The 20,262-nt window shown below is 69.1% G+C and carries 16 protein-coding genes and 2 tRNA genes; 4 read left to right on the top strand and 14 right to left on the bottom strand.

What is annotated here, in order from left to right; genetic code table 11:
* Window positions 1-690: 690 nt before the first annotated feature.
* Window positions 691-1,368 carry an aminoglycoside phosphotransferase family protein gene (locus RB146_03990; protein MDQ7828144.1) on the top strand — a complete coding sequence of 226 codons (678 nt, stop codon included), beginning with the start codon at window positions 691-693 and terminating at the stop codon, window positions 1,366-1,368.
* A gap of 457 nt (window positions 1,369-1,825) precedes the next feature.
* Here RB146_03990 and RB146_03995 read toward each other — a convergent pair.
* From RB146_03995 to RB146_04025, 7 genes are all read right to left on the bottom strand, one after another.
* Window positions 1,826-1,901 (bottom strand) — tRNA-Arg (locus RB146_03995).
* Between the two features lie 94 nt (window positions 1,902-1,995).
* Window positions 1,996-2,568: a DinB family protein gene (locus RB146_04000; protein ID MDQ7828145.1), complete on the bottom strand. Its 573-nt coding sequence runs from the start codon at window positions 2,566-2,568 to the stop codon at window positions 1,996-1,998.
* A gap of 2 nt (window positions 2,569-2,570) precedes the next feature.
* Entirely contained in the window at window positions 2,571-2,924 is a 354-nt protein-coding gene (gene mazF, locus RB146_04005; GenBank protein MDQ7828146.1) for an endoribonuclease MazF, read from the bottom strand.
* Window positions 2,921-3,163 carry an AbrB/MazE/SpoVT family DNA-binding domain-containing protein gene (locus RB146_04010; protein ID MDQ7828147.1) on the bottom strand — a complete coding sequence of 81 codons (243 nt, stop codon included), beginning with the start codon at window positions 3,161-3,163 and terminating at the stop codon, window positions 2,921-2,923. The genes mazF and RB146_04010 overlap by 4 nt, the downstream gene beginning before the upstream one ends.
* Before the next feature lie 220 nt (window positions 3,164-3,383).
* A complete protein-coding gene (locus tag RB146_04015; protein MDQ7828148.1) occupies window positions 3,384-5,285 on the bottom strand; it encodes an adenosylcobalamin-dependent ribonucleoside-diphosphate reductase in 1,902 nt (633 codons plus the stop codon).
* Complete coding sequence (locus RB146_04020; protein ID MDQ7828149.1) at window positions 5,285-7,645, bottom strand: LAGLIDADG family homing endonuclease; 2,361 nt, start codon at window positions 7,643-7,645, stop codon at window positions 5,285-5,287. The genes RB146_04015 and RB146_04020 overlap by 1 nt, the downstream gene beginning before the upstream one ends.
* Before the next feature lie 102 nt (window positions 7,646-7,747).
* Complete coding sequence (locus tag RB146_04025) at window positions 7,748-8,662, bottom strand: hypothetical protein (GenBank protein MDQ7828150.1); 915 nt, start codon at window positions 8,660-8,662, stop codon at window positions 7,748-7,750.
* A gap of 277 nt (window positions 8,663-8,939) precedes the next feature.
* On the opposite strand from RB146_04025, the gene RB146_04030 reads away from it, so the two are divergent.
* Complete coding sequence (locus tag RB146_04030; GenBank protein MDQ7828151.1) at window positions 8,940-9,677, top strand: hypothetical protein; 738 nt, start codon at window positions 8,940-8,942, stop codon at window positions 9,675-9,677.
* A 57-nt stretch (window positions 9,678-9,734) separates the two neighbouring features.
* On the opposite strand, the gene RB146_04035 is transcribed toward RB146_04030, so the two are convergent.
* From RB146_04035 to RB146_04050, 4 genes are all read right to left on the bottom strand, one after another.
* Window positions 9,735-10,505, bottom strand: a complete 771-nt coding sequence (locus tag RB146_04035) for an ABC transporter substrate-binding protein (GenBank protein ID MDQ7828152.1) — start codon at window positions 10,503-10,505, stop codon at window positions 9,735-9,737.
* A 234-nt stretch (window positions 10,506-10,739) separates the two neighbouring features.
* Window positions 10,740-11,018 (bottom strand): LLM class flavin-dependent oxidoreductase, encoded by a 279-nt coding sequence (locus tag RB146_04040; protein MDQ7828153.1) that lies wholly within the window; start codon window positions 11,016-11,018, stop codon window positions 10,740-10,742.
* Between the two features lie 733 nt (window positions 11,019-11,751).
* Window positions 11,752-12,471, bottom strand: a complete 720-nt coding sequence (locus RB146_04045) for a hypothetical protein (GenBank protein MDQ7828154.1) — start codon at window positions 12,469-12,471, stop codon at window positions 11,752-11,754.
* A 97-nt stretch (window positions 12,472-12,568) separates the two neighbouring features.
* Window positions 12,569-14,512: an acetate--CoA ligase gene (locus RB146_04050; GenBank protein ID MDQ7828155.1), complete on the bottom strand. Its 1,944-nt coding sequence runs from the start codon at window positions 14,510-14,512 to the stop codon at window positions 12,569-12,571.
* 217 nt (window positions 14,513-14,729) lie between these two features.
* Between RB146_04050 and RB146_04055 the strand changes: the two genes are divergently transcribed.
* Window positions 14,730-14,823, top strand: a tRNA-Ser gene (locus tag RB146_04055).
* A 117-nt stretch (window positions 14,824-14,940) separates the two neighbouring features.
* On the opposite strand, the gene RB146_04060 is transcribed toward RB146_04055, so the two are convergent.
* The 3 genes from RB146_04060 to RB146_04070 all read right to left on the bottom strand — a co-directional run bounded on the left by RB146_04060 (window position 14,941) and on the right by RB146_04070 (window position 19,162).
* Window positions 14,941-15,444, bottom strand: coding sequence for a hypothetical protein (locus RB146_04060; GenBank protein MDQ7828156.1), 504 nt, complete (start codon window positions 15,442-15,444; stop codon window positions 14,941-14,943).
* A gap of 20 nt (window positions 15,445-15,464) precedes the next feature.
* The gene (locus RB146_04065) at window positions 15,465-16,931 is read right to left on the bottom strand and encodes a DUF309 domain-containing protein (protein ID MDQ7828157.1); all 1,467 of its coding nucleotides are present in this window, start codon (window positions 16,929-16,931) and stop codon (window positions 15,465-15,467) included.
* A 68-nt stretch (window positions 16,932-16,999) separates the two neighbouring features.
* A complete protein-coding gene (locus RB146_04070; protein MDQ7828158.1) occupies window positions 17,000-19,162 on the bottom strand; it encodes a thioredoxin domain-containing protein in 2,163 nt (720 codons plus the stop codon).
* Between the two features lie 131 nt (window positions 19,163-19,293).
* Here RB146_04070 and RB146_04075 point away from each other — a divergent pair, with 131 nt between their 5' ends.
* Window positions 19,294-20,208 carry a hypothetical protein gene (locus RB146_04075; protein ID MDQ7828159.1) on the top strand — a complete coding sequence of 305 codons (915 nt, stop codon included), beginning with the start codon at window positions 19,294-19,296 and terminating at the stop codon, window positions 20,206-20,208.
* Window positions 20,209-20,262: the final 54 nt, after the last annotated feature.

Below are 20,262 nucleotides of genomic sequence, written 5' to 3' on the forward strand. Positions count from 1 at the left end.
GGTGTGCTCCTATGAAGGGAGTGAGTGAGGTGCGTCCGTTGAGAAGAAAGATTCGTCACGAGTCGGCGAGAACCTGCGGTTTTTCAGCACCCTGCTAGGTGTTGCGCTTCCACACAGGCGGCAGCGGCAGCCGGAGCCCGGTTGATCGTGGGGTCGCCTATGGCTTAGCGGTCAAGGGCTCGAAGGTTATGAATTTGGACTTCCTTTAGGCCGCGCCAGCATGGCGGGGGAGGCACCAAGAATGCCGGTAGGGTCGGCCCCATGCCGATTGGGCTGGGGTCGGACGCCTGCGGAGGTGTTTCACCATGCGTGAGGAAGGGTCGAAGCGTCAACACCTTTCCGAGACTGATATCCTGGACCAAGCGCTGGCGGACGCCCTGGGGGGTGCCGGGAATCATCGATGCACTGCCGATAGGTCTTGGGAGATCTCACACCTCCTGCAAGAGGCCGAAGAGAGATGCGATGGTGGCGGATTTGCCGATAGACTGTGACCTGCGATCGGCCTAATCTGAAACAGAGCTCTCAGCCTCACGGATCCTGATGACGATTGGTCACCGGGACATGCCGAGAGCCAACTCGGAGTTTGAGTCGGCAATCACACGTGAACTGACCAGGCTGAAACTACGGCCGGTCGGGGCTCCGGTGGTGGGCAGGAAGACGTTTCGGCTTGTTGTGCAGACTCCGCAGGGAATGAAGGCGTTCTTCAAAGCGCTCACGTCGCGTGAAGATCTGTGGGTCCGAAATTTTCAGCACGAGTTCGATTTCAATATCCTCTTCTCTCAAGTACTCAGGCGCTATTCCAGACACATCGCTCCGGCGCTCATCGATGGCCGGATTGCCACTTCGCCGGGAGAAATTTCCTGGATGTTGTTCGAATACGTTGATGGAGTCCCCCTCGCGAAGGCTCGGGTCCCAGGTCCAGGAGAATTGCGGGAGGACATGGTCGCCCCCTTGATTGACTTGCTGGCGGCCCTTCAGGCTCTCCCAACGAGTCCCTTTTTGGATTCGGAACGGCATGTGTCAAGGTTTGGTCCCGATCGGCTCATTTGTAAGGTGGCGGGCTATCGACCACTCGTCACAAGAAGATTCCCTCAGCACACCGGAACCTTCAGTATCGGGATTGAGCGGTTATCCGTTGCCAAGCGTGCCCTTGGGACAGGACCTCAGGTGCTTGCTCACGGGGATCTCATCGCGCGAAACGTATTGAAGACGAACGGGGGATTCTGCCTGGTCGACTGGGAGTACGCGTGTGGCAGTAACGTCGGCCTCGATGCCGCCATCGTGTGGACGACGAATACGTTCGAACCGGATTGGCGTCGGGACTTTCTCAGGAAGCTGCATCAAACGTGGGCTGGTGCGCGACAATGAGAGTTCGAGATCGCATTCTCTTGCAGCGTCATACGGTTCGCACTCAGAGAGTTAAACGCCTGGGGGAAGGTTGAGTCGCCGAATCGAGCCAAGCAGATTGAGAGCATCTTCGCTGATCAGTGGAGGTCGATTTCTACAGCGCTGCGAGCACTTGATGATTTCGAAGAGTTCTTCGCTATGCCGCGAATTTCCTGACGCCCTGTGATGGATTCAATGTGTGCCGAGAAGCTTCGGAGCGACGATGTACGCGCCGTTTGTCGCATGGTGTCAAGGCAGGAGGGAGTCTTCCGCTTTCCTCGGGTCCTTCGGTCTGTTCCATCAGGCTGTCGGCGTGTGGTTCGACCATGAGATGGCGGGAGCCTCTTTGGATCGTCACCTCGCTCCCTATTTCCACCCGGCACCTCGACCTGGACACCGGGAGATCATGGCAGGAGGGAGGGTTCGGCGAGCGGATCGCTGGCGCGCCCGGCGGGACTTGAACCCACGACCTTCGGCTCCGCAGGCCGACGCTCTATCCACTGAGCTACGGGCGCGCGACGGAGGACGATCAGGTCTATTCTACCATCCCCAGGGCCCCCGACCAGCCGTCGTCCCCGCGGCTGCTGTGGGCCGGGGAGGGCCTCCCGACTACCCCGGCTGACGAGCCGGCGAGGCCGTCCCGCCATCCCCCGGCTCCTCGAGTGGCCGGACCACTTCTTCCTGCACGAAGAAGATGAAGTCCAGGTCCTGGGCGGGGACCCCCAGCTGGCGGAGCATGGCCATCGCCTGCGCCCGGTGGTGCACCTCGTGCAGCAGGAGCTGGGTGGCGATGTCCCGGGCCCGGGCCCGCAGCGTGGCCACCTGCCGCCTGCCGTAGAGCCTGGTCTCGATGACCCGCTCCCAGTCGCGGTCCTCCGCCAGGGTGGCGCGCGTGCGCGGCCACTCCGCCCGCCAGGCCGCCTCGAGTTGCGCGAAGGTGGGGAGGGCCCCTTCGTTCAGGGGCAGCCGCTCCAGCCGGAAGGGGCGGGGCATGGGCTCCTCGCGGAGCCGCATGGCCAGCCAGAGTTCCGTGGCCGCGATCTCCACCAGGGTGGCGCGCAGCGTGCGGTGGGCGAAGGGGAACTCACGGGTGTAGGCTTCCTGGGGCAGCGGGCGGATCCAGTCGAACAGGCGCTCGCGCGCCTGCGTGTGGACGTCGTAGACGCGCACCAAGTCCATCATCGTCACGGCTCACCTGCCCCCAGCAGGACCTGCAGTCTTGCCAGCGTCTCCTCCACCTGCGGGCGAGGGAGCCGGCAGATGAACTCCGCCCTGCGCACCCGCCAGTCGAGGCTCCTGACTTGGTCGGCGAGGACGACACCGGTCACGGGGAGCCCGGGCGGGATCGTCACCTCGAACGGGTACTCTTTGGCCCGGCTGGTGATCGGGCAGCACAACGCCAGCCCCACGCGCGCGTTGTAGGCTCCCGGCGAGAGGACGAGCGCCGGCCGCCGTCCGGCCTGCGCATGTCCCGCCTGCGGCTGGAGCGACAGCCACACGACATCCCCGCGGCGTGGCGTGTAACGCCGCGGACTCACCACACCTCGCGTCCGACGGGCCCTCCGGTCTCGATTTCACCGTGCAGGTTCGCCTTCGTCACCCGAGCCAGCAGGGTCCTCAGGTGAAACCTCCCGGGTCTGACCGGGGTCAGCACCAGGCGGCCGTCCGCGGCGCGCATGTCGACTCCGGCGCCTTCCTCGAGCCCCGCCTCCGCGGCGAGAGGTTTGGGGATTCTCACTGCCAGGCTGTTCCCCCACTTTCGCACCCGGGTGCGCACCCGTCACTCCCCTCCAGTCCTCGACAAGAACAATTGCGGATCGACGCTCAGTATCCTCTTTGTATCTACACCTTTAGATATTCACCCTGTTCCCGCGTGACCGTCAAGAGGGCCGGGATGCGCGTATGAGCGGTTCCAGCCACGCGGAGGGGGGATCCCGGGAAGGGGGGTGCTCGCCGCCGTCAGCTCGCGGGGAATTGCCTGGAATCCGTGAGACGGCCTAGCAGGTCGAGTGGCCGCAAGAGTGGCACTTGCCGCAGGCCTCGGCGAACTCGAACGAGGCCTGGCCGCAGACCGGGCAGACCTCCAGCACCCGGGCCCCGCGCTCGGGCGGGAGCGTCGGCTTGTCCTCCTCGGGGGCGGGAGCCGAACCTTCGATGGTGCCGATGTCGGTGCCGGCGGGGCGGCCCAGGTTGAGGACCTGCCAGCGCTTGGACCGGTCGCGGTAGACCGTGATCCCCTTGCAGCCCAGCTCCCACGCCAGCAGGTAGATGCGGCGTACGTCGTCGGGGGTGGCCCGGTGGGGCAGGTTGATGGTCTTGCTCACCGCGTTGTCGACGTGCGCCTGAAACGCCGCCTGGTGCCGGACGTGCCAGACGGGGTCGATCTCGTGCGCCGTGCCGAAGAGGCGGTGGAGCTCCTCGGGGACGTCGGGCAGGCCGCGGCAGCCGCCCCGCTCGACCAGCGCTTCTGCCAGCGCGTCCGACCAGAGGCCCCGCGCCCGCGCCAGCTCCTCGAAGGCGGGGTTCACCTCGCGCAGGATGGTCCCGTCCAGCACCCGGCGGTAGTAGGCCAGCGCGAAGAGCGGCTCGATGCCGGACGAGCACCCGGCGATGATGGAGATCGTGCCCGTGGGGGCGATGGTCGTGCGCGTGGCGTTGCGCATGGGGCGGTTCCACCCCTCCGGGCCGTAGAGCGAGCGCGCCCAGTTGGGGAAGACGCCGCGCTCCGCCGCCAGCGCCTCCGACGCCGCGTCGGCCTCCTGCTGGATGAAGGCCATCAGGCGGCCGGCCAGGGCCACCGCCTCCTCCGAGTCGTAGGGCACGCCCAGCCGGACCAGCAGGTCGGCCCAGCCCATGACCCCGAGCCCCACCTTGCGGTTGCCGTGTTTGTGGATGCGTTCGATCTGCGGGACGGGATAGCGCGACTGCTCGACGGCGTTGTCCAGGAAGCGCACCGCCAGGCGCACCACGTCCCCCAGGCGCGCCCACTCGACCTCGCCGTTGCGCACGAAGTGCGCCAGGTTCACCGAGCCCAGGACGCAGGCCTCGAAGGGCAGCAGCGGCTGCTCCCCGCACGGGTTGGTGGCCTCGATGCGGCCCAGGAAGGGCGTGGGGTTGGTGCGCGGCGCGTTGATCCGGTCGAGGAAGACCAGGCCCGGGTCGCCGGTCTCCCAGGCGGCCTGCACGATGCGGTCGAGGACCTCGCCGGCCGAGCGGCGGGCCACGGCGCGGCCCGTGCGCGGGTTCACCAGGTCGTAGGCCTCACCAGCCACCGCCAGGCGCATCCACGCCTCGGTCACCCCAACGCTGATGTTGAAGTTGGTCACGCCGCCGGTGCGCTTGCAGTCGATGAACTCCAGGATGTCAGGGTGCGTCACGTCGAGGATGCCCATGTTGGCGCCGCGCCGGAACGAGCCCTGCTTGATGCGCTCGGTGGCGGCGTCGTAGATCTCCAGGAAGGAGACCGGCCCCGAGGCCACGCCCATGGTCGTGCGGACCAGGTCGCCGCGGGGACGCAGGCGGGAGAAGGAGAAGCCGGTGCCGCCTCCCGACTGGTGGATCTTGGCGGTGAGCTTCAGCGTCTCGAAGATCGACTCCAGCGAGTCCTCGATGGGGAGGACGAAGCAGGCCGCCAGCTGCTGCAGGTCGCGCCCGGCGTTCATCAGCGTGGGGGAGTTGGGCAGGAAGTCCAGCGAGGTCATGAGGGCGTTGAAGCGCTCGGCCCACCGCTCCACGTCCCCGCCCCAGGCAGCCTCGGCCTCGGCGATGTTGCGGGCGACGCGCCAGAAGAGCTCCTCCGGAGATTCGGCCGGCCGGCCCTGCGCGTCCCGCTTGAGGTAGCGGCGCTCCAGGACCTGCCGGGCGTTGGGGGTCAGCGGGACGGGCGTGCGGACGGCCATCACACGGCCGCGGCTGCCGGCACGGGCTCCCAGCGCACCCAGGGCCGGCGGGGGATGCGCACGTCCAGCCGGACCAGTCCGGCCTCCCGCGCGGCCCGTAGCGCCTCGGCGAACTCGGCGGGGAAGAGGCGCCGGTTGATGTCCTCGTACTTGGGGTTCTTGCCGACCTGCCCGGCGGGGTAGTACTGGTCCATGACGTTCACGTAGGTCTCCGGACCCAGGGTCGTGGCGATCCAGCGCAGGATGGCCCGCGTGTCGTCGAGCGCCCCGGGCATGACCAGGTGGCGGACGATCAGCCCGCGCTTGGCCAGGCCATGCTCGTCCAGGCGCAGCGGCCCGACCTGCCGGTGCATCTCCGTGATGACCCGCCGCGCCACCTCGGGGTAGTCGGGCGCCTTCAGGTAGTGGCGGGCCCGCTCGGGGGTCCAGTACTTGAAGTCGGGCATGTAGATGTCCACGATGCCGTCCAGCAGCCGCAGCGAGTGCATGGAGTCGTACGACGAAGTGTTGTAGACGATGGGCAGGCGCAGGCCGTGCTCCACCGCCAGGGGCAGGGCCTCCAGGATCTGCGGTACGACGTGCTCGGGGGTGACGAAGTTGAGGTTGTGGCACCCCTGGTCCTGCAGGTGGAGCATCATGGCGGCGAGCTGCCGCGGCGTGACCACCCGCCCCTCGCCCAGCTGGCTGATGTCGTAGTTCTGACAGTTGGCGACCGCGACGCCGTTGACGAGGTAGGAGTGGCTCTCGTCGGCGACCTCCAGGTTGTACACCGGGCCGGTGTAGGGCACCCGCGTGATGCTGCGAATCGGGACGCATGCCGGTGCTGGCCGCCGCCCTGCGCTCGGCCCGTGTCCCTCCCAAACATCCCTCCGGCACTTCACCAAGAAGAGCGTTGTGGACTGACGGACCACACGCTGGCCGATGACCTGCCACGGGGGTCGCGGTGTCGCGTAGAAGTATGGGTGGATGCCGATCCGCAGCAGGAGTCCGGCGAGCCCGTAGGCCAGCTCTTCGGAGACCGTGGTCGCCGTGATGTACGCGCCCTGCCGGGTCCCGTCGCCAGCCCAGTAGGCTTCCAGGAAGGCCCGGACGATGTGCTCCGGGCTGCGGAAGAGTACTGCGGGAACATGCTTGCCGTGAGAGCCCTTCCCGCAGAGACCGACCATCAGCAGGGCGAGGGACGCACTACCTACTTCGACGGTCACAGTTGTCTGACGCGGATAGACTCTGGCCTCCACCCCGAAGACGGCTCGGAACGGTCCCCGGACTTCTTCGACCAGCGAGGTCTCGTGTCGGCCAAAGGAGAGCACCAGGCGGTAGGAGTTGGGTCGGCCGGCCACGCGGGCCACGTGGCCTTCGGCACAGTAATAGCCCAGCAACCGGGCCAGTTCCGGAGTGACCGGGAGGGTGGATGGGACGCCGGCGCCTCTCTCGGTCGTGAATCGGATGCGGTCACCCTCACGGACCAACTCGTTGCGATGTGATCCCTCCTGGGGCCGCAGTCCCCTACGGACCCGAGCCAGCAGTGCTCGAGCATAGGTCGGATGGTAACCCAGCCGGTCGGCGACCTCTCGCGATGAGGCCAGACCTGCCGATGCCAGCGCTGCCTCCGCTTGCAGCACGAGGAGCGGTGCGCGGCGCCTGGCCGGCCTGCGGTACGTCCCGACGAACGGCTGGAGCACCGCCTGCGCGTCAATGGCCGGTGGAGGATCCAGCGCAGGCAGCGGGACCAGCAGTCGGTGGCGTGGAGTGAGCTCGTCGGCCCGAACCCTGTTCATGGTCGGTTGACCGTCGAGACGGGCAAAGAGCTCGTGGTTGGGGGTGCACGCGATGGCGGGGAGCCCCACCGGCTTGATGACGACCAGCGTCCCCTCGTAGGGGTGCTGGAAGGCTTTGGTGACGGTGGCCAGGCGCCCCGTGGCCGTGACGACACGCACGCCCCGAGGGAACCGGACCCGGCCCCCGGGGACGACGACTTCGTCTCCGGCCGCCTCGAAGATCTCCTCGATCCGCTGCATCCCGAGGTCCGTCAGGACCCGCGCCCCAGGCCGGAAGCAGAAGACGCACCGCAGGTTGCACATGCTGAAGAAGATCGTCCCGCTGCCGTTCCACCCCCGCAGGCAGTCCTCTTCGCCGAAGTGGGCGAAGAAGGAGCCGACGATGGCGTAGCGCCCGGTCTTGCAGAGGGCCCACTTGTCGGCCAGGCGGTCGACGCGGCAGTCGCGCGGGCAGACGACGCAGGAGCGCAGCAGGTCCAGGGCCTCCTCCGCCCGCCGGCGGAGGTCCGTCAGCCCCAGCTGCAGGTAGGCCGGGGTGAAGCGGGTGGACGGCAGGAAGAAGGCCTCGGGAATGGCCGGCATCCTGGGATCACCTCAGCCCACCTCCAGCATGGTCCACGAGTGGCGCGAAGTTCAAGGGCCGGAGGGCACGCGGGCGGCGAGCCCGCACCTGGGGGGGAGTGATCACCTCGTCTCCTCGGTGCGGTAGAACCGGAGGGCTTCGCCGTTACCAACGTAGAGTGTGACGGTGATCGCCCGGACGTCCTTGCGCTGAAGGAGCTCCTCTGCACGAGCGACGAAGTGGGGCACCTCACGCGAGAAGACCTCCGTGCGCAGGCTCTGTTGTGCGGTCACCCGCTTCCAGTCGCCGAGGTCCGCTTCCAGAAAGAGGTGCCGGCCGCGTTTGTGCCACCGCAGGCGCGCCCGCTCGACACGGAACTCCTGCAGGCTGACCGGCACGGGGGCGCTGACCATGCGGGCACCGGGAGGGGCGGGGGGAGGGGGGATCGGTGACGTGGGGATCAGGTGCAGCGCGTGGGGGGTCGCGGACTGAAGGCTCTGGATGGCGTATTGCACCGGTTGCCGGTCGACGTACCGAAAGTAGACGGGCGCCACCTGCGGGTAGGCGACGAGACCGATCACTCCACCCAGCATCCCCGCAGCCAGCCTGTGCCAGTACTGCCTCGAACCCGCGCGGGCGACCCGCCGTTGCTCCAGCATCAGGACGACCATGGCGTACAATACGCCAGGCCACCAGAAGCCGAGGATCTGCGCCAGGAGGACCGTGATCCCGAGCATCTCCCAGTCCTCATACGCCCAGACCCGGAGCCAGTAGTAACCGGTGACCGCAGCTGCCAGCATCAAGACCAGGAGCGAGAAGGCCCAGGACTCGCGGGGAGCCGCCGCCGCGCCCCGTATGCCCCGCGCCCGCACTCCCAGGATCGCCGCCACCAGCACGGTCACGATGACTGCCGGGATGGCCAGCAGCCCCAGCGCGACGGAGTGAAGGTGATACATCACGAGCAGAGGCAGGGCGGCCGGCAGGAGGGCGATGAGGAGGCGCATCGCTACGGGGAATGGTAGGATCGGCTCGGTCATCGCTGCTCTACCGATTCCCTGCCCGAACCTGACGGGTCCAAGGCGCCCTCCCACCTCTGGGCCCCCGGGCCAACTGGCGATGATAGCCGCCCCGGGATGGCCTCTCAGGGCAAGTCGCCCCAGGCGCCGGGCGTCGCCCGGTCCACGCCGCATGGCTCACCCATCGCCACGCGTGCTAGCATGAGTGATCGATGGCTTCCGCCGTTGTCACCCACCGTTCACGTCACGTCCCCGCCGTCGTCCAGGTGTTGCGGGTCGGCCTCGAAGGAGGCGGGTGGTGAGCAACCGGCCCGTCGTGCTCCAGCTGCCATCACGCACGGTCGGCCTTGGGCTCGCCGCCATGCAGCTCCTTCTCATGGGGCTGAACGAACTGGCCCATCTCATCCACGCGCGGTACCATACTCCGTTCACGACACAGTTCGTTCTGCTCTTCGACCTGGGGCGCGAGCGGTCCATCCCCGCCTGGTACACCTCCGTGCTCATGGCCGCCGCCGCGGGGCTGCTCCTCTTCATCGCCACCTGGGCGTGGCGGCACGAGCGGCAGAGCTTCCCGGGGTGGCTGGTTCTCACCGCCGGCGTGCTCCTCCTCTCCGTGGACGAGATGCTGGCGCTCCACGAGCCGGTGACCGACCGGTTCCACGGGGGGGTGCAGGCGCTGGCGGGGCAGACGGGGGTGTGGATCGCCGCGGTTGTTGCTGCTGTCATCGCCGGGTTCTGGATCCTCAGGCTGCTGGTGGTGCTGCCGGCGCGGGTTTGGGTGCTGCTGGCGCTCGCGGCGGCCTTCTTCGTGGGCGGCGCCCTGGGGGTCGAGTGGTACGAAGGCGTGGCCCACCGCCTCTACGGCGGCATGAGCCTGCCCTTCCGGGTGGCCGTTCTGGTCGAGGAGCCGATGGAGCTGGCCGGGATGTCGCTCTTCCTCTACACGTTGTGGGTGGTGGTTGGCGTGAAGATGGGCCGGGTGGAGATTCGCCTGCGCAGGGAGACCACAACTGGGTCCAGGCCATTGGTCTCATGACGAAAGATCCCTCCGGACCGGGTCTCCAGCGCCTCCGAGTTGAAGACTCCCGTGAAGCTACGGTACGCGGTAATACACGAGGGGCACGACCGGTGCGTCTGTCAGAATCAGTCGTTCAGCCTGGCGGAGCAGCTCCAGACGTCGGCTTTGGTCGGGTTCCCTCTGAAGATCGGCGATGAGGAGCCCGACGTCGGGGTTGCGATAACCGTAGATATTCTGCGGGCCACCCGGGAGGAACATTTCCCTGAGGAAGTCGCCGGTGGGACCCGCAACCCACGCCAGCACCGCCATCTGAAAGGCTCCAGGGCTGCCGCTCGGGCCACGGCCAACCCGTCGGAAGAAGGCATCGGCCGTGGGTAGACCGACAGCTCTGGCGCGGATTCCGACCGCGGCCAGTTGCATTGTCAGCATCTCGGCCTCAACCCGGCGAAACCTGAGGTCCCCCCGATAGAGAATTTCGAACTCCGGGAGGCCGCTTCCATCTGGGAATCCTGCCGTGGCAAGGAGTTCTCTGGCCTTTGGCGGATCGTACGGATGAATCCGGAGGTCAGGTGTGTGCTGGGGCAGGATAGGCGGAAACCATGAGCCCGCCGGCCCGGGGGAGGACCACCCGGAGGGCAGCGTAGTTCTGACCGCATCGAAGACGGCCTGCCGATCCACAGCCGAGGCCATCGCCTGGCGGAGCGTGGTGTTGTTTAGGGGCGAGACCTCGACGTTGAAAGCCAGGTGCTCAATCCACTGTGCGGGCGACACCTGCGCCGATGAAGGCGCAATCACTAGGCCTGCGATGACAAGCAGTCCCAGCGTTGCTATCGCCTTGTGCCCCATTGAACTCCCCCCATGCCTTACGGACGCCCCCTGTAGTCTTCGCTAAAAAATTGTTACACGAGTTCGGCCCCCTTTGGGGCGTGGTAAGTCAGGTGGCCGTCCTCCGACCAAAGGGCGATCGCCGGGCCTCCCCGCTCGTCGAATCCCACCCAGCCAGACACGCTTCTGCTCGTCCGCAGGATAGAAGAAGGGCCATGCTGCTCCTCCTGACACGGAGCAGACGCTCCAGCGTCCTCAGTTGAAAGCGGGTATCACTTCTTCGGCAAAGAGCCGAATGGTGTCGAGGGGCTCAATGCCATGAAGAAGCACAAAGACGAGGGCGAGGCCAAGACAGAGGCGAAGCCGCGTCGTAAAGGCTGCGGCGGCCGCGAAGACGGTCCACGTCTCCAGCATATGCCAGAGCGGATGGTCGGCCATGGAACAGGCGTAGAAGCCCAGCCGGTCGGCCTCCTGCCACCGGGCTCGAATCGTGGCAATGTCAGGTCCGCCGCTGTGCAGGCCGAACCGCATCATCCTGCGTCACGTCCCTCGACGGACTGCGCGGCGTACTGCCCAGCCGGGGCAGGACCGAAGAGGCCGCGGCGCTGACCGGCTGCCCTTCCCCAATCAACCAGAGCTAATAGACGAGATCGGTGCCGGGGTCGCGCGGGTCGGCAACGACCGAGGCGCCCCGGTCCCGGGCGGGATCGTAGGAGCATAGGCACCATAGAGGGCCTTTTGGCCCTTGGCCCTGGAGTCCTCCTGCTAGGGAGAGGAGAGCAACGATGCCGAGCGCCCGACCGCTGCTGCGCGTCTGAGGGAGTCTCCCATGATAGCTGCGCGTCTGAGAGAGCTTCCCATGATAGAGTGCATGAAGGGAGCTCTCTCGGATTGGAAGGAGGGGTGCCCAACCAGGAGACGGCACGAGGCACGCCCGCAGGCGCACCGACGGGCCACGTGGCCGGCGGTCAGACCAGCAGGTCCCTCATGAGGCCCACGGAGCCGGCCGGAGGGGGGCTAGGGTGCGTCGGGGCGGGAGATCTCCGTCGAAAGCCCCAGGTGCGCGAGGATCGTGTGGATGACCTGGGAGATCGATGGTCGCGGTGAGGCTCATGCGGCCGCCACAGCGAGGGCAGGCCAGCACGTCGATGTCGACGCGCGCCGCATCAGGTCGGTGCACGCCTGGCAGTGGAATCTGCTGGCGAGTGGCGGTGCTCATCACCTCCGGACACGCTGTGGGGGAGTAGGCGCCTTGGCGGAGAGAGGGCTATGCCGAATAGAGTAGCCACTCGTGGCCGTCCGGATCGCGGACCCTCGCTAAGGTCCCCTCCAGTGTGTTGACTGCCGAGAGCCCTTCGATGACCGCCGCACTGACCACAACTGTGGCGCGAACATATTCAGGCCGCTCACCTGGTCGAAGTCGCAACCTCTGGCCGCTGGCCGCGACCAATACGTCGTCGCATACGCCGAAACCGACCTGCTGGTAGAAGAGCTTGAGCCGATCGGGGCGTGACGAGGCGACTTCGATTTCCAGGAGCCCCGGCGTCTCCCGCACGGTCCGATCTGGATAGAGATAGACCAGCTCAATCGAACGGCCGTCCGGATCGGAGACTTCGACGAACAGCGGGGTCTCCAGGAGAGGCCTGACTACCTCAACGTCTTCGGCGAATCGCCTTTTCAGCACCTGGGGCGCCATGCTGGTGCTCCCGAGTTTTCTGACAAAGGGTAAGAGTCTCCGTTGCGCGAGATCGGCCAGCGCAGTGTCCGCATTTGGAGCAAAGAGCCGGAGCTCAATGTGATGCAGGCCAGCAGTCTGGCGTGCAAACAAACCCAAGAAATCCTCGCCATCAGACCATCGGAGAAAGGCCTCCCGACCGAAGCTGCCTTCTACCTGGAGGTGCAACGTCTCTGTGTAGAACTCTACAGAGCGACGAAGATTGGTTACTCGCAGATTGAGGCCGCGAATTCGCCGCACGCCAGACGACATGGGAGGATCCTCCCCAAAAGAGCTCTTCGCAGGATGGCCTCGAGCGCAAGCGTCCGCCCCGGACGCTCAACCTCGAGAGCCTGGAGTGCCGACCCCTTTAAACGGCTATGCGGATCTCCTCCACCGCCTGCGGGTTCTCCAGTGAGGAGAGGTCGCCGGGATCCGTGCCCAGGTAGGCCGCGCGGATGACCCGGCGCATGATCTTGGCGTTGCGGGTCTTCGGCAGGTCGCGCACGAAGCGCACCTCCCGGGGCTCCAGGGTCTTGCCGAGGACGGCCACCACCGTCTCCCGGATCTCGCGCCGCACCGCGTCGGAGGGCTCGACGCCGGGCCGCAGGACGGCGAAGACCACCACCGCCTCGCCCTTCAGCTCGTCGGGGACGCCCACCGCCGCCGCCTCGGAGACGGCCGGGTGCGCCACCACAGCCGACTCCACCTCCGCCGGCCCCACCCGCTTGCCGGCCACCTTGATGGTGTCGTCGCTGCGGCCCAGGATGTACCAGAAGCCGTCCTCGTCGACCATCGCCCAGTCGCCGTGCACCCAGACGTCGGGCCAGCGCGACCAGTAGGTCTCCAGGTAGCGGTCCGGGTCCTGCCAGAAGCCGCGGGTCATCCCCGGCCAGGGGCGGCGCAGCACCAGCTCCCCCACCGCTCCGCGCACCGGGCGGCCCTGCTCGTCATAGACGTCGGCGTCCATGCCCAGCACCGGGGCGGTGAACGCCATCGGCTTCTGAGGGTGGAGGAGCGTGCACCCCAGGATGCCTCCGGAGATCTCGGTGCCGCCCGTGTAGTTCATCACCGGGCAGCGGCGGCCGCCGATGCGGTCGAAGTACCACATCCACGGTTCGGGGTTCCAGGGCTCTCCCGTGGCCCCCAGCATCCGCAGCGAGGAGAGGTCGTGGCGCCGCGGGTGCTCGTCGCCGTAGCGCATCAGCGCGCGCACGGCGGTGGGGGAGATGCCCAGTGCTGTGACCTGGTGGCGCTCGATGATCTGCCAGAGCCGGTCGGGCCCGGGGTGGTCGATGGCCCCGTCGTAGGCCACCATGGTGGCCCCCAGCGTCAGCACGCCGATGATCTCCCAGGGGCCCATCATCCACCCCAGGTCGGTGAGCCAGAACATCACGTCCCCTTCGTGGATGTCGAAGCCGTAGGCCATGTCCATGGTGGCCTTGATGGGGAAGCCGCCGTGGACGTGCACGGTGCCCTTCGGCCGACCGGTCGTACCCGAGGTGTAGATGAGCATGTGGAGCTCTTCGGCGCCGGTCCGCTCCGCGGGACACGTCTCGGGTTCAGCGGCGACCAGGTCGTCGAGCCAGCGGTCGCGTTCCGGATGCCAGGGGACCTGTGTGCCCAGACGGCGCTCCACCACGACGTGGCGCACGGTCGGCGTCTGCGCCACCGCCTCGTCGGCGACGGCCTTCATGGCCACGGGCCGACCGCGCCGCTCGAAGCCGTCTGCTGTGATGAGGCAGACGGCCCCGGCATCCTGCAGCCGCGTGGCCACCGCTCCCGCGGCGAACCCGGAGAAGATGGGGACGTAGGCCGCACCGATGCGGTTCACCGCCAGGGTGGCGGCCACGCAGGCGATCCCCATGGGCATGAAGATGCCCACGCGGTCCCCGCGCCCTACGCCCAGCCGCCTGAGGGCGTTGGCCAGCCGGTTGACGCGGGCCAGCAACTCCGCGTAGGTGACCCGCTCGACGGTGCCGTCCTCGCGCTCGGCGATGACGGCGGTCCGGTCCGCCAGGCGCGGCAGGTGGCGGTCCAGGCAGTTGTGCACGTAGTTGTACTGCCCGTCGATCCACCACGTGGTCCAGGGGAGGCCGCGCGAGGTGTCGAGGACGCGGGTGTAGGGGCGGAACCACTCCAGGCCCAGGTCCTGGACGACGGCGTTCCAGAACCACTCCAGGTCCTCGACGGAACGGCGGTGCAGCGCTGCGTAGTCGGAGCAGCCGTGGCGGCGCATGAAGGCGGCCAGGCGGGTGGCCGCGGCCTGCTCCGGGGTGGGCTGCCAAACGATCTCCGTAGAGAGGACGGCCACGCTGTGCTCCCTCCGGTCGTGTGGTCTTCCCGCGCGCCCGGGCCGCCGTCCCGGAGACGCGCGCGAGCCGCCGGTGGCGACCCAGGCGGCTTCCCGGCGTCCTTCGACGGGGCGGGGGAAGTCCCTCTGCACTCCAGGGTACAGGCGGGAGATGGTGGCGGGTCAATGCCTGCGGGGCCAGCGCGGCAGGAAGTTTATGGTAAGATAGCATCGTTGCGGAGGGGTGGCCGAGCCTGGTCCAAGGCACCCGGTTGCTAACCGGGGCTCGGTTAGAAGCCGAGCCGTGGGTTCAAATCCCGCCCCCTCCGCCACCACCTACTCGTCATCCCCGGTTCCTCGGAAGACCCGCATAGCCCGGCCGAATTGGGATGGTGGTGGAGCCGCATCGCGATCCGCTCCCGTGCTGCCAGATAGTCCACAAGGTGGACTCAGGTGGAGCCCCTGGCAATGACGAGGGTGAAGTGAGGTCGCTTGAACACCGCCAGCGGTGTCTCCCCGTCGGAGGGTCCCGCAGGCGGGCTCGTTCCGGCAGGCACGGCCTCGATCCTGAGTTGGCGCAGTGCCACCCCGGGCCGCCCGAACGTCTCCCGGAGCTGTTCCAGCGCCGCCTCCGTGCCGTAGACCACCACCTGCGGCTCTACCCCGGGCGCCCGCTCGACGGCCGCCAGGCTCGGGGCGGCCGGGTCGAAGATGCCGATCAGGCTCCGCCGCCAGTCGTCCTGCCTGGAGAGGTTCACCGCCCCGGGCGCACCGAGCAGGAGCGCATTCGCCCACGCCCAGCCGATGGCGGGCGCCGGCAGGGTGCGCGGGGGAAGAGCCAGCACCACCCGCAGGGCGTCCACCCATTCAGCCGTCGGTTCGTCGGCCGCCGCGAACCACTCCCCCACCTTCACGTACTCCTCCGGCCCCCGGTGCGGCCCCCGCAGCCTCATGAAACCGCAGGGCTCCAGGTTCAGACTGCGCAGCCACCCTTCCTCCTTCCGCAGCACCACCGAGGCCTGCAGTCCGGCACGCAGCCAGAGGGGATGACCAGCACGCCTCCTTCGCGCAATTGTTCAACCCAGTGCGGTGAGAGATCCCAGACGCCGACGGTCGCCACGATCCGGTCGAAGGGGGCGTCCTCCTCGACCCCGAGCCAGCCGTCCCGACAGACGACCTGCGCGGCGAAGCCCGCGTCCGCCAGGTGGGCCCGCGCCTCCTGCACGATGTCCTCGTCGAGGTCCACCGTGGTCACGCGCCCTGTCGGTCCGGCCAGCGCGGCCAGGAGCGCCGCGTTGTAGCCGGTCCCCGCACCGATCTCCAGGACGCGGTGCCCGGGCCGGACATCGAGCTGCTCGAGCATGGCCGCCATGATGGCGGGCATGCTGGAGGAACTGATGGGCATCCCCGAGGGGTCGCGCCGGGTGACCACGGCCTCCTCGCTGTACGCCACCTCCATCGCGACGTGGGGGAGGAAGAGGTGGCGGGGGACGCTGCGGAAAGCCTGTTCGACGCGTGGTGACCTGACGTAGCCCTGCTCGCGCAATGTTGCCACGAGGCGGTCGAGGAACGGCGCTACCGTGGCGGACGGCCGGGCCGCGGAGGTGGTGCTTCCGTGGGGGGCGTGCCGGCCCTCTGACAGCAGCACGATGCGGGGCCGGTCGGGCGGAGCGATCGGCCGGCCGGGCTCGGGGGTGCGGAAGCGTTCCTGCCACGGTTGCAGCGCCGCCAGGAGGGCCTCGACGTCGATGTCGAGGTGCGCCGGTCGGTAGCGTTCCAGCCGCGGCAGGGCCTTCTCCAACGACCGCCGGGCGCCGAACTGGTTGCCCTTCTCGAAGTGGTAGAAGGCGGCGGCCACCTGGATGATCCCCTGGTAGAAGTCGCGGTCGCCGGGCGGCGCGCGGTGGCGCCAGACCTCCTCCAGGTACTCGTGGCACTCGAAGTAGAGCCCGGCGTTGAAGAGGATGACGCCGCGCAGCAGCGCCGCCTGGAGGTCCTCCCGGCGCCACAGCCCGGCGACGGCGTCCAGCGCCTCCACGGCGTCGGCCAGACGGGCTACCCGCTCGACGAAGTAGGGGGCGTGCGGCCGGAACGCCGGGGGCAGGGCGACGGTCCCGTCGGCGGTGACCACGAGGCCGAGGGCCTGCAGCCGTTCCACCGCCTCGCGGAGTGAGATGGCCTCGCCGGCAACCAGGGGCTCCGCGCGCGCTTCCGTCGGACCGTGCGCCGAGTCTCGCTGCTCCTGTCCCTCTAGCGGCGCCGTCCTTGCCGTTTCTATCGGAGCCGGAACCTGCTCCAGCGCCTCAATCGACACCGGGCCGCCCGAGGGGGAGAGGGCGACGAAGGCGCGCAGCCAGGGCAGGACGCGCCGTCCGGGCGGCAGCGTGATCGTCTCCAGGACGAGGGTGGAGAGGGCGTGCTTCAGCCGGACGTAGCTCACGGACGGATGCGGCTCACGGGGGCGCGGCGGTCCCTGCGCAGGCGAGGGAAGGATTCGGCTGGCGGTCGCTAGCTTCGCCCAAAGCCCTCGATGAGCTGAGCCAGCTCGTCGGGATCGGCGGTGGGAGGGGCGCAGGCTGTCCCCGCGCACACGTAGGCCCGCGTCCCCGTCGCCGCCGCCACCATGGCGCGCACCGGCGCCGGCAGGATCGCACCGTTCCCGTCGGACGTCACGAGCGTGACGATCTTGTCCGGACGGAAGGTCCGCAGCGCCCGGTCGTGGAGGGCTGCCGCCAGGGCATCCACCGGCGGACCGCCTGCCACCAGGGCATCCGCCGGCGGGCTGGCTGCAGCTGGGGAGCCCGCGCCGTCCCGGCCGGCGGCCACCACCACCACGTGGGCCGGCTCGTGGAGGAAGTCGTCCAGGGCGATCACCGCGGTGGAAGCGTACAGTCCGAAGTCGGCCAGCACGCCGGCGAAGGCCCGCAGCGTGCGCTCCGCCGCCTGGCGGTAGCGAGGTTCGTCCAGGAGCCGGCTGAGGCGGTTCAGCACCAGGACGGCCACGCCGTTGGCCGACGGGGTCGGGGAGTCCTGGATCGGCTTGTTCACCGCCGCGAGCACGGGCTCGTCCTGCGCGCGGGCCTCGGCCACCGAGCGAGCCACGTCCACGAACCCGCCGGACGGGTGCTCGTGCTCGCGCAGCACCACCTCCGCCAGGTCGCGGGCCACCTCGAGGTAGCGCGCCCGCCCGGTGACCTCGAAGGCGTCGAGGCAGGCGGCGGCCACGTGCACCTGGTCGTCCAGCAGGCCAAAGTGGGCCGGTCCGGCGGGGGCCACGCGGTGCGCCACGCCGACGCCCGGCCGGTAGGCCTCCGCCAGGACCCGGTCCAGGGCCCGCAGGGCGAGCTCGCGCGCCTCCTCGATGCCCAGCCCCACGGAGGCCTCCAGGCAGGCGCTGGCGGCCATGCCGTTCCACCCCGCGTAGACGGTCTCGTCGACGGCGGGGCGAGGGCGCTGCGCCCGTGCGGCGGCCAGCCGCTCGCGCGCGGAGGCGAGCAGGGCCACGACGCGCGCCTCGGGCAGCCCGGTCAGCAGGGCGATGGCATCGGGGTCCCGGGCGATGTGCAGGACGTTCCGGCGCGGGTCGTGCTGCATCGCCCCGCGCTCGCCGATGTCGTAGTGCAGCACGGCGACGCGGAACTCGTCGTCGGGCAGGACCGCGTGCACCTCGTCGAGCGTCCAGGTGTAGAAGTCGCCGTCGTCGTGCGGCCCCACGTCGGCGTCCTGGCTGGCGTAGAACCCGCCGCGGTCGCGGTCGGCCAGCACCGTGGTCAGGTAGCGGTAGGTGCCGCGCGCCAGCTCGGCGAGGAACGGCCGCTGCGTCAGGCGGTACGCCTGCACCAGGACCCGCAGCAGCGGGGCGTTGTCGTAGAGCATCTTCTCGAAGTGCGGGACGATCCAGCGCGCGTCCACGCTGTAGCGGTGGAACCCGCCGCCCAGCTGGTCGTAGACGCCCCCCCGCCCCATCTGCTCCAACGTCCGCACGACCATGTCGGTGAGCGTGGCGTCCCCGGTGCGGTAGGCCCGGCGGATCAGCAGCTCGAGCGTCGTGGGGTGGGGGAATTTGGGCGCGCGCCCGAAGCCGCCGTGCTGCGGGTCGTAGGCGCGGCGCACCTGCTCCATCGCCCGGTCCACCAGTGTCGGGTCAAGCTCGCCGGGCGCGGTGGCGGCCAGGTCGGGCGCGAGGCGCTGGTGGACCTCCTCGGCGGCGCGCAGCAGCTCCTCGCGGTGGTCCTCCCAGTACTGGGCGATGTGGCGCAGCAGGCGGGTGAAGGACGGCCGGCCGTACTGGTCCACCGGCGGGAAGTAGGTCCCGCCGTAGAAGACGCGGCCGTCGGGCGTGAGGAAGGCCGTCAGCGGCCAGCCGCCCTGGCCGGCGATGGCCTGCACCGCGTGCTGGTAGCGGGCGTCCACGTCCGGGCGCTCGTCGCGGTCGACCTTCACCGGGATGAAGTGCTGGTTGATGATGGCGGCCACCTGGGGGTCATCGTACGACTCCCGGTCGATCACGTGACACCAGTGGCACCACGCCGCCCCGATGTCCAGCAGGATGGGCTTCCCCTCGCGGCGGGCCTGCTCGAAGGCCTCCGGCCCCCAGGGATACCAGTCCACCGGCTGGTGGGCCGCGGAGCGGAGGTACGGGCTGGCCTGGTCCTTGAGCCGTTCGGCCACGAGCGGACGCCTCCGGGATCGGCCTCAGCCAGCGCTCCTGCTCCCGGCCAGGGGCCGGATACCTCCCGGCGCTGCCGGCTAAACCGCACCGATCCCCCTCCAGTCTACCCCTTCGGAACGGAGGGACCGGGATGACCACGATGGCGCGGCTGGCCCTGGGGGTGCTCTTCCTGGGAAACCTGACGCTCCTGCTCGGGCTCCGCCTGGATGCCCGCCTGCACGCCCTGGATCCGGGGCTGGCCGCTCGTGAGGAGGTCTTCACCATGAGCAACCCCGGGCATGCGCTGGCGGGGGTGGGCATCGCCCTGGTCGTCGGCGCGACCGCGCTCCTGCTCCTCAGCACCGTGCGCCGCCGGGCTGTGCTGGCCGCAACGGCGGCCGTCGCCGCGACCGTCCTGCTCGGGCTCCTGTCGCTCTCCACCGTCCGCCTGACCGTCGCGCAGAGCGGCGACGACGGGCACCGGCACCACCACCCACCCGCCCCGGCAGGCGGTCCTTCGCCCGCTCCCGGCACCCACGCGCCCGACGGGGCCACCCCCGAGCAGCGGGCGGCCGCCGAGCGGCTCCTGGCCGAGGTGCGCGCGGCGGCGACCCGCTTCGCCACGGTGGAGGCGGCGGAGGCGGAAGGGTACCGCCGCACCACCCCCTTCCTCTTCGGCACCTGGGGGCCGGCGCACTGGCACAACCGCGCCTACAACCGGGACGGCCGCTGGCTCGACCCCCGCTACCCCGAGGGGCTCGTCTACCTGCGGCTGCGCGACGGGCGGACGGTGCTGCTCGGGGTGATGTTCGTGGCCTTCAAGGGGCAGGGCCCGCGCCCCGGCGGGTCGCTCACGGAGTGGCACACCCACGAGAACATGTGCATCCGCCCCGACGGCCGCGTGGCGCTGGCCATCGCCCCGGGGCAGTGTCCCCCGGGCAGCACCTTCGTGGGCGAGGCGGTGGAGATGATGCACGTGTGGCTCTTCGACCATCCGGGCGGACCCTTCGCCCACCATCTCGACGCGGAGGCCCTGCGCGCAGCGCTGCGGCAGTTTGGGCGGTGATCGTAGACGGCGCGTGACGGTACCGACCGGGTGCCCGCCCCGTGACCGCGTGAC

The sequence above is a fragment of the Armatimonadota bacterium genome (genome assembly GCA_031081585.1).
In the GTDB taxonomy this organism is placed as follows: Bacteria; Sysuimicrobiota; Sysuimicrobiia; order Sysuimicrobiales; family Humicultoraceae; genus Geohabitans; species Geohabitans tengchongensis.

Bases quoted from the DNA above. Each gene is read 5' to 3' on its own strand.
- RB146_04025 (MDQ7828150.1), bottom strand. From the start codon at position 8,662: ATGACCGAGCCGATCCTACCATTCCCCGTAGCGATGCGCCTCCTCATC.
- RB146_04020 (MDQ7828149.1), bottom strand. From the start codon at position 7,645: ATGCCGGCCATTCCCGAGGCCTTCTTCCTGCCGTCCACCCGCTTCACC.
- RB146_04035 (MDQ7828152.1), bottom strand. From the start codon at position 10,505: ATGGGGCACAAGGCGATAGCAACGCTGGGACTGCTTGTCATCGCAGGC.
- RB146_04045 (MDQ7828154.1), bottom strand. From the start codon at position 12,471: ATGTCGTCTGGCGTGCGGCGAATTCGCGGCCTCAATCTGCGAGTAACC.
- RB146_04000 (MDQ7828145.1), bottom strand. From the start codon at position 2,568: ATGATGGACTTGGTGCGCGTCTACGACGTCCACACGCAGGCGCGCGAG.
- RB146_03990 (MDQ7828144.1), top strand. From the start codon at position 691: ATGAAGGCGTTCTTCAAAGCGCTCACGTCGCGTGAAGATCTGTGGGTC.
- RB146_04015 (MDQ7828148.1), bottom strand. From the start codon at position 5,285: ATGGCCGTCCGCACGCCCGTCCCGCTGACCCCCAACGCCCGGCAGGTC.
- RB146_04075 (MDQ7828159.1), top strand. From the start codon at position 19,294: ATGACCACGATGGCGCGGCTGGCCCTGGGGGTGCTCTTCCTGGGAAAC.
- RB146_04060 (MDQ7828156.1), bottom strand. From the start codon at position 15,444: ATGAGGCTGCGGGGGCCGCACCGGGGGCCGGAGGAGTACGTGAAGGTG.
- RB146_04040 (MDQ7828153.1), bottom strand. From the start codon at position 11,018: ATGATGCGGTTCGGCCTGCACAGCGGCGGACCTGACATTGCCACGATT.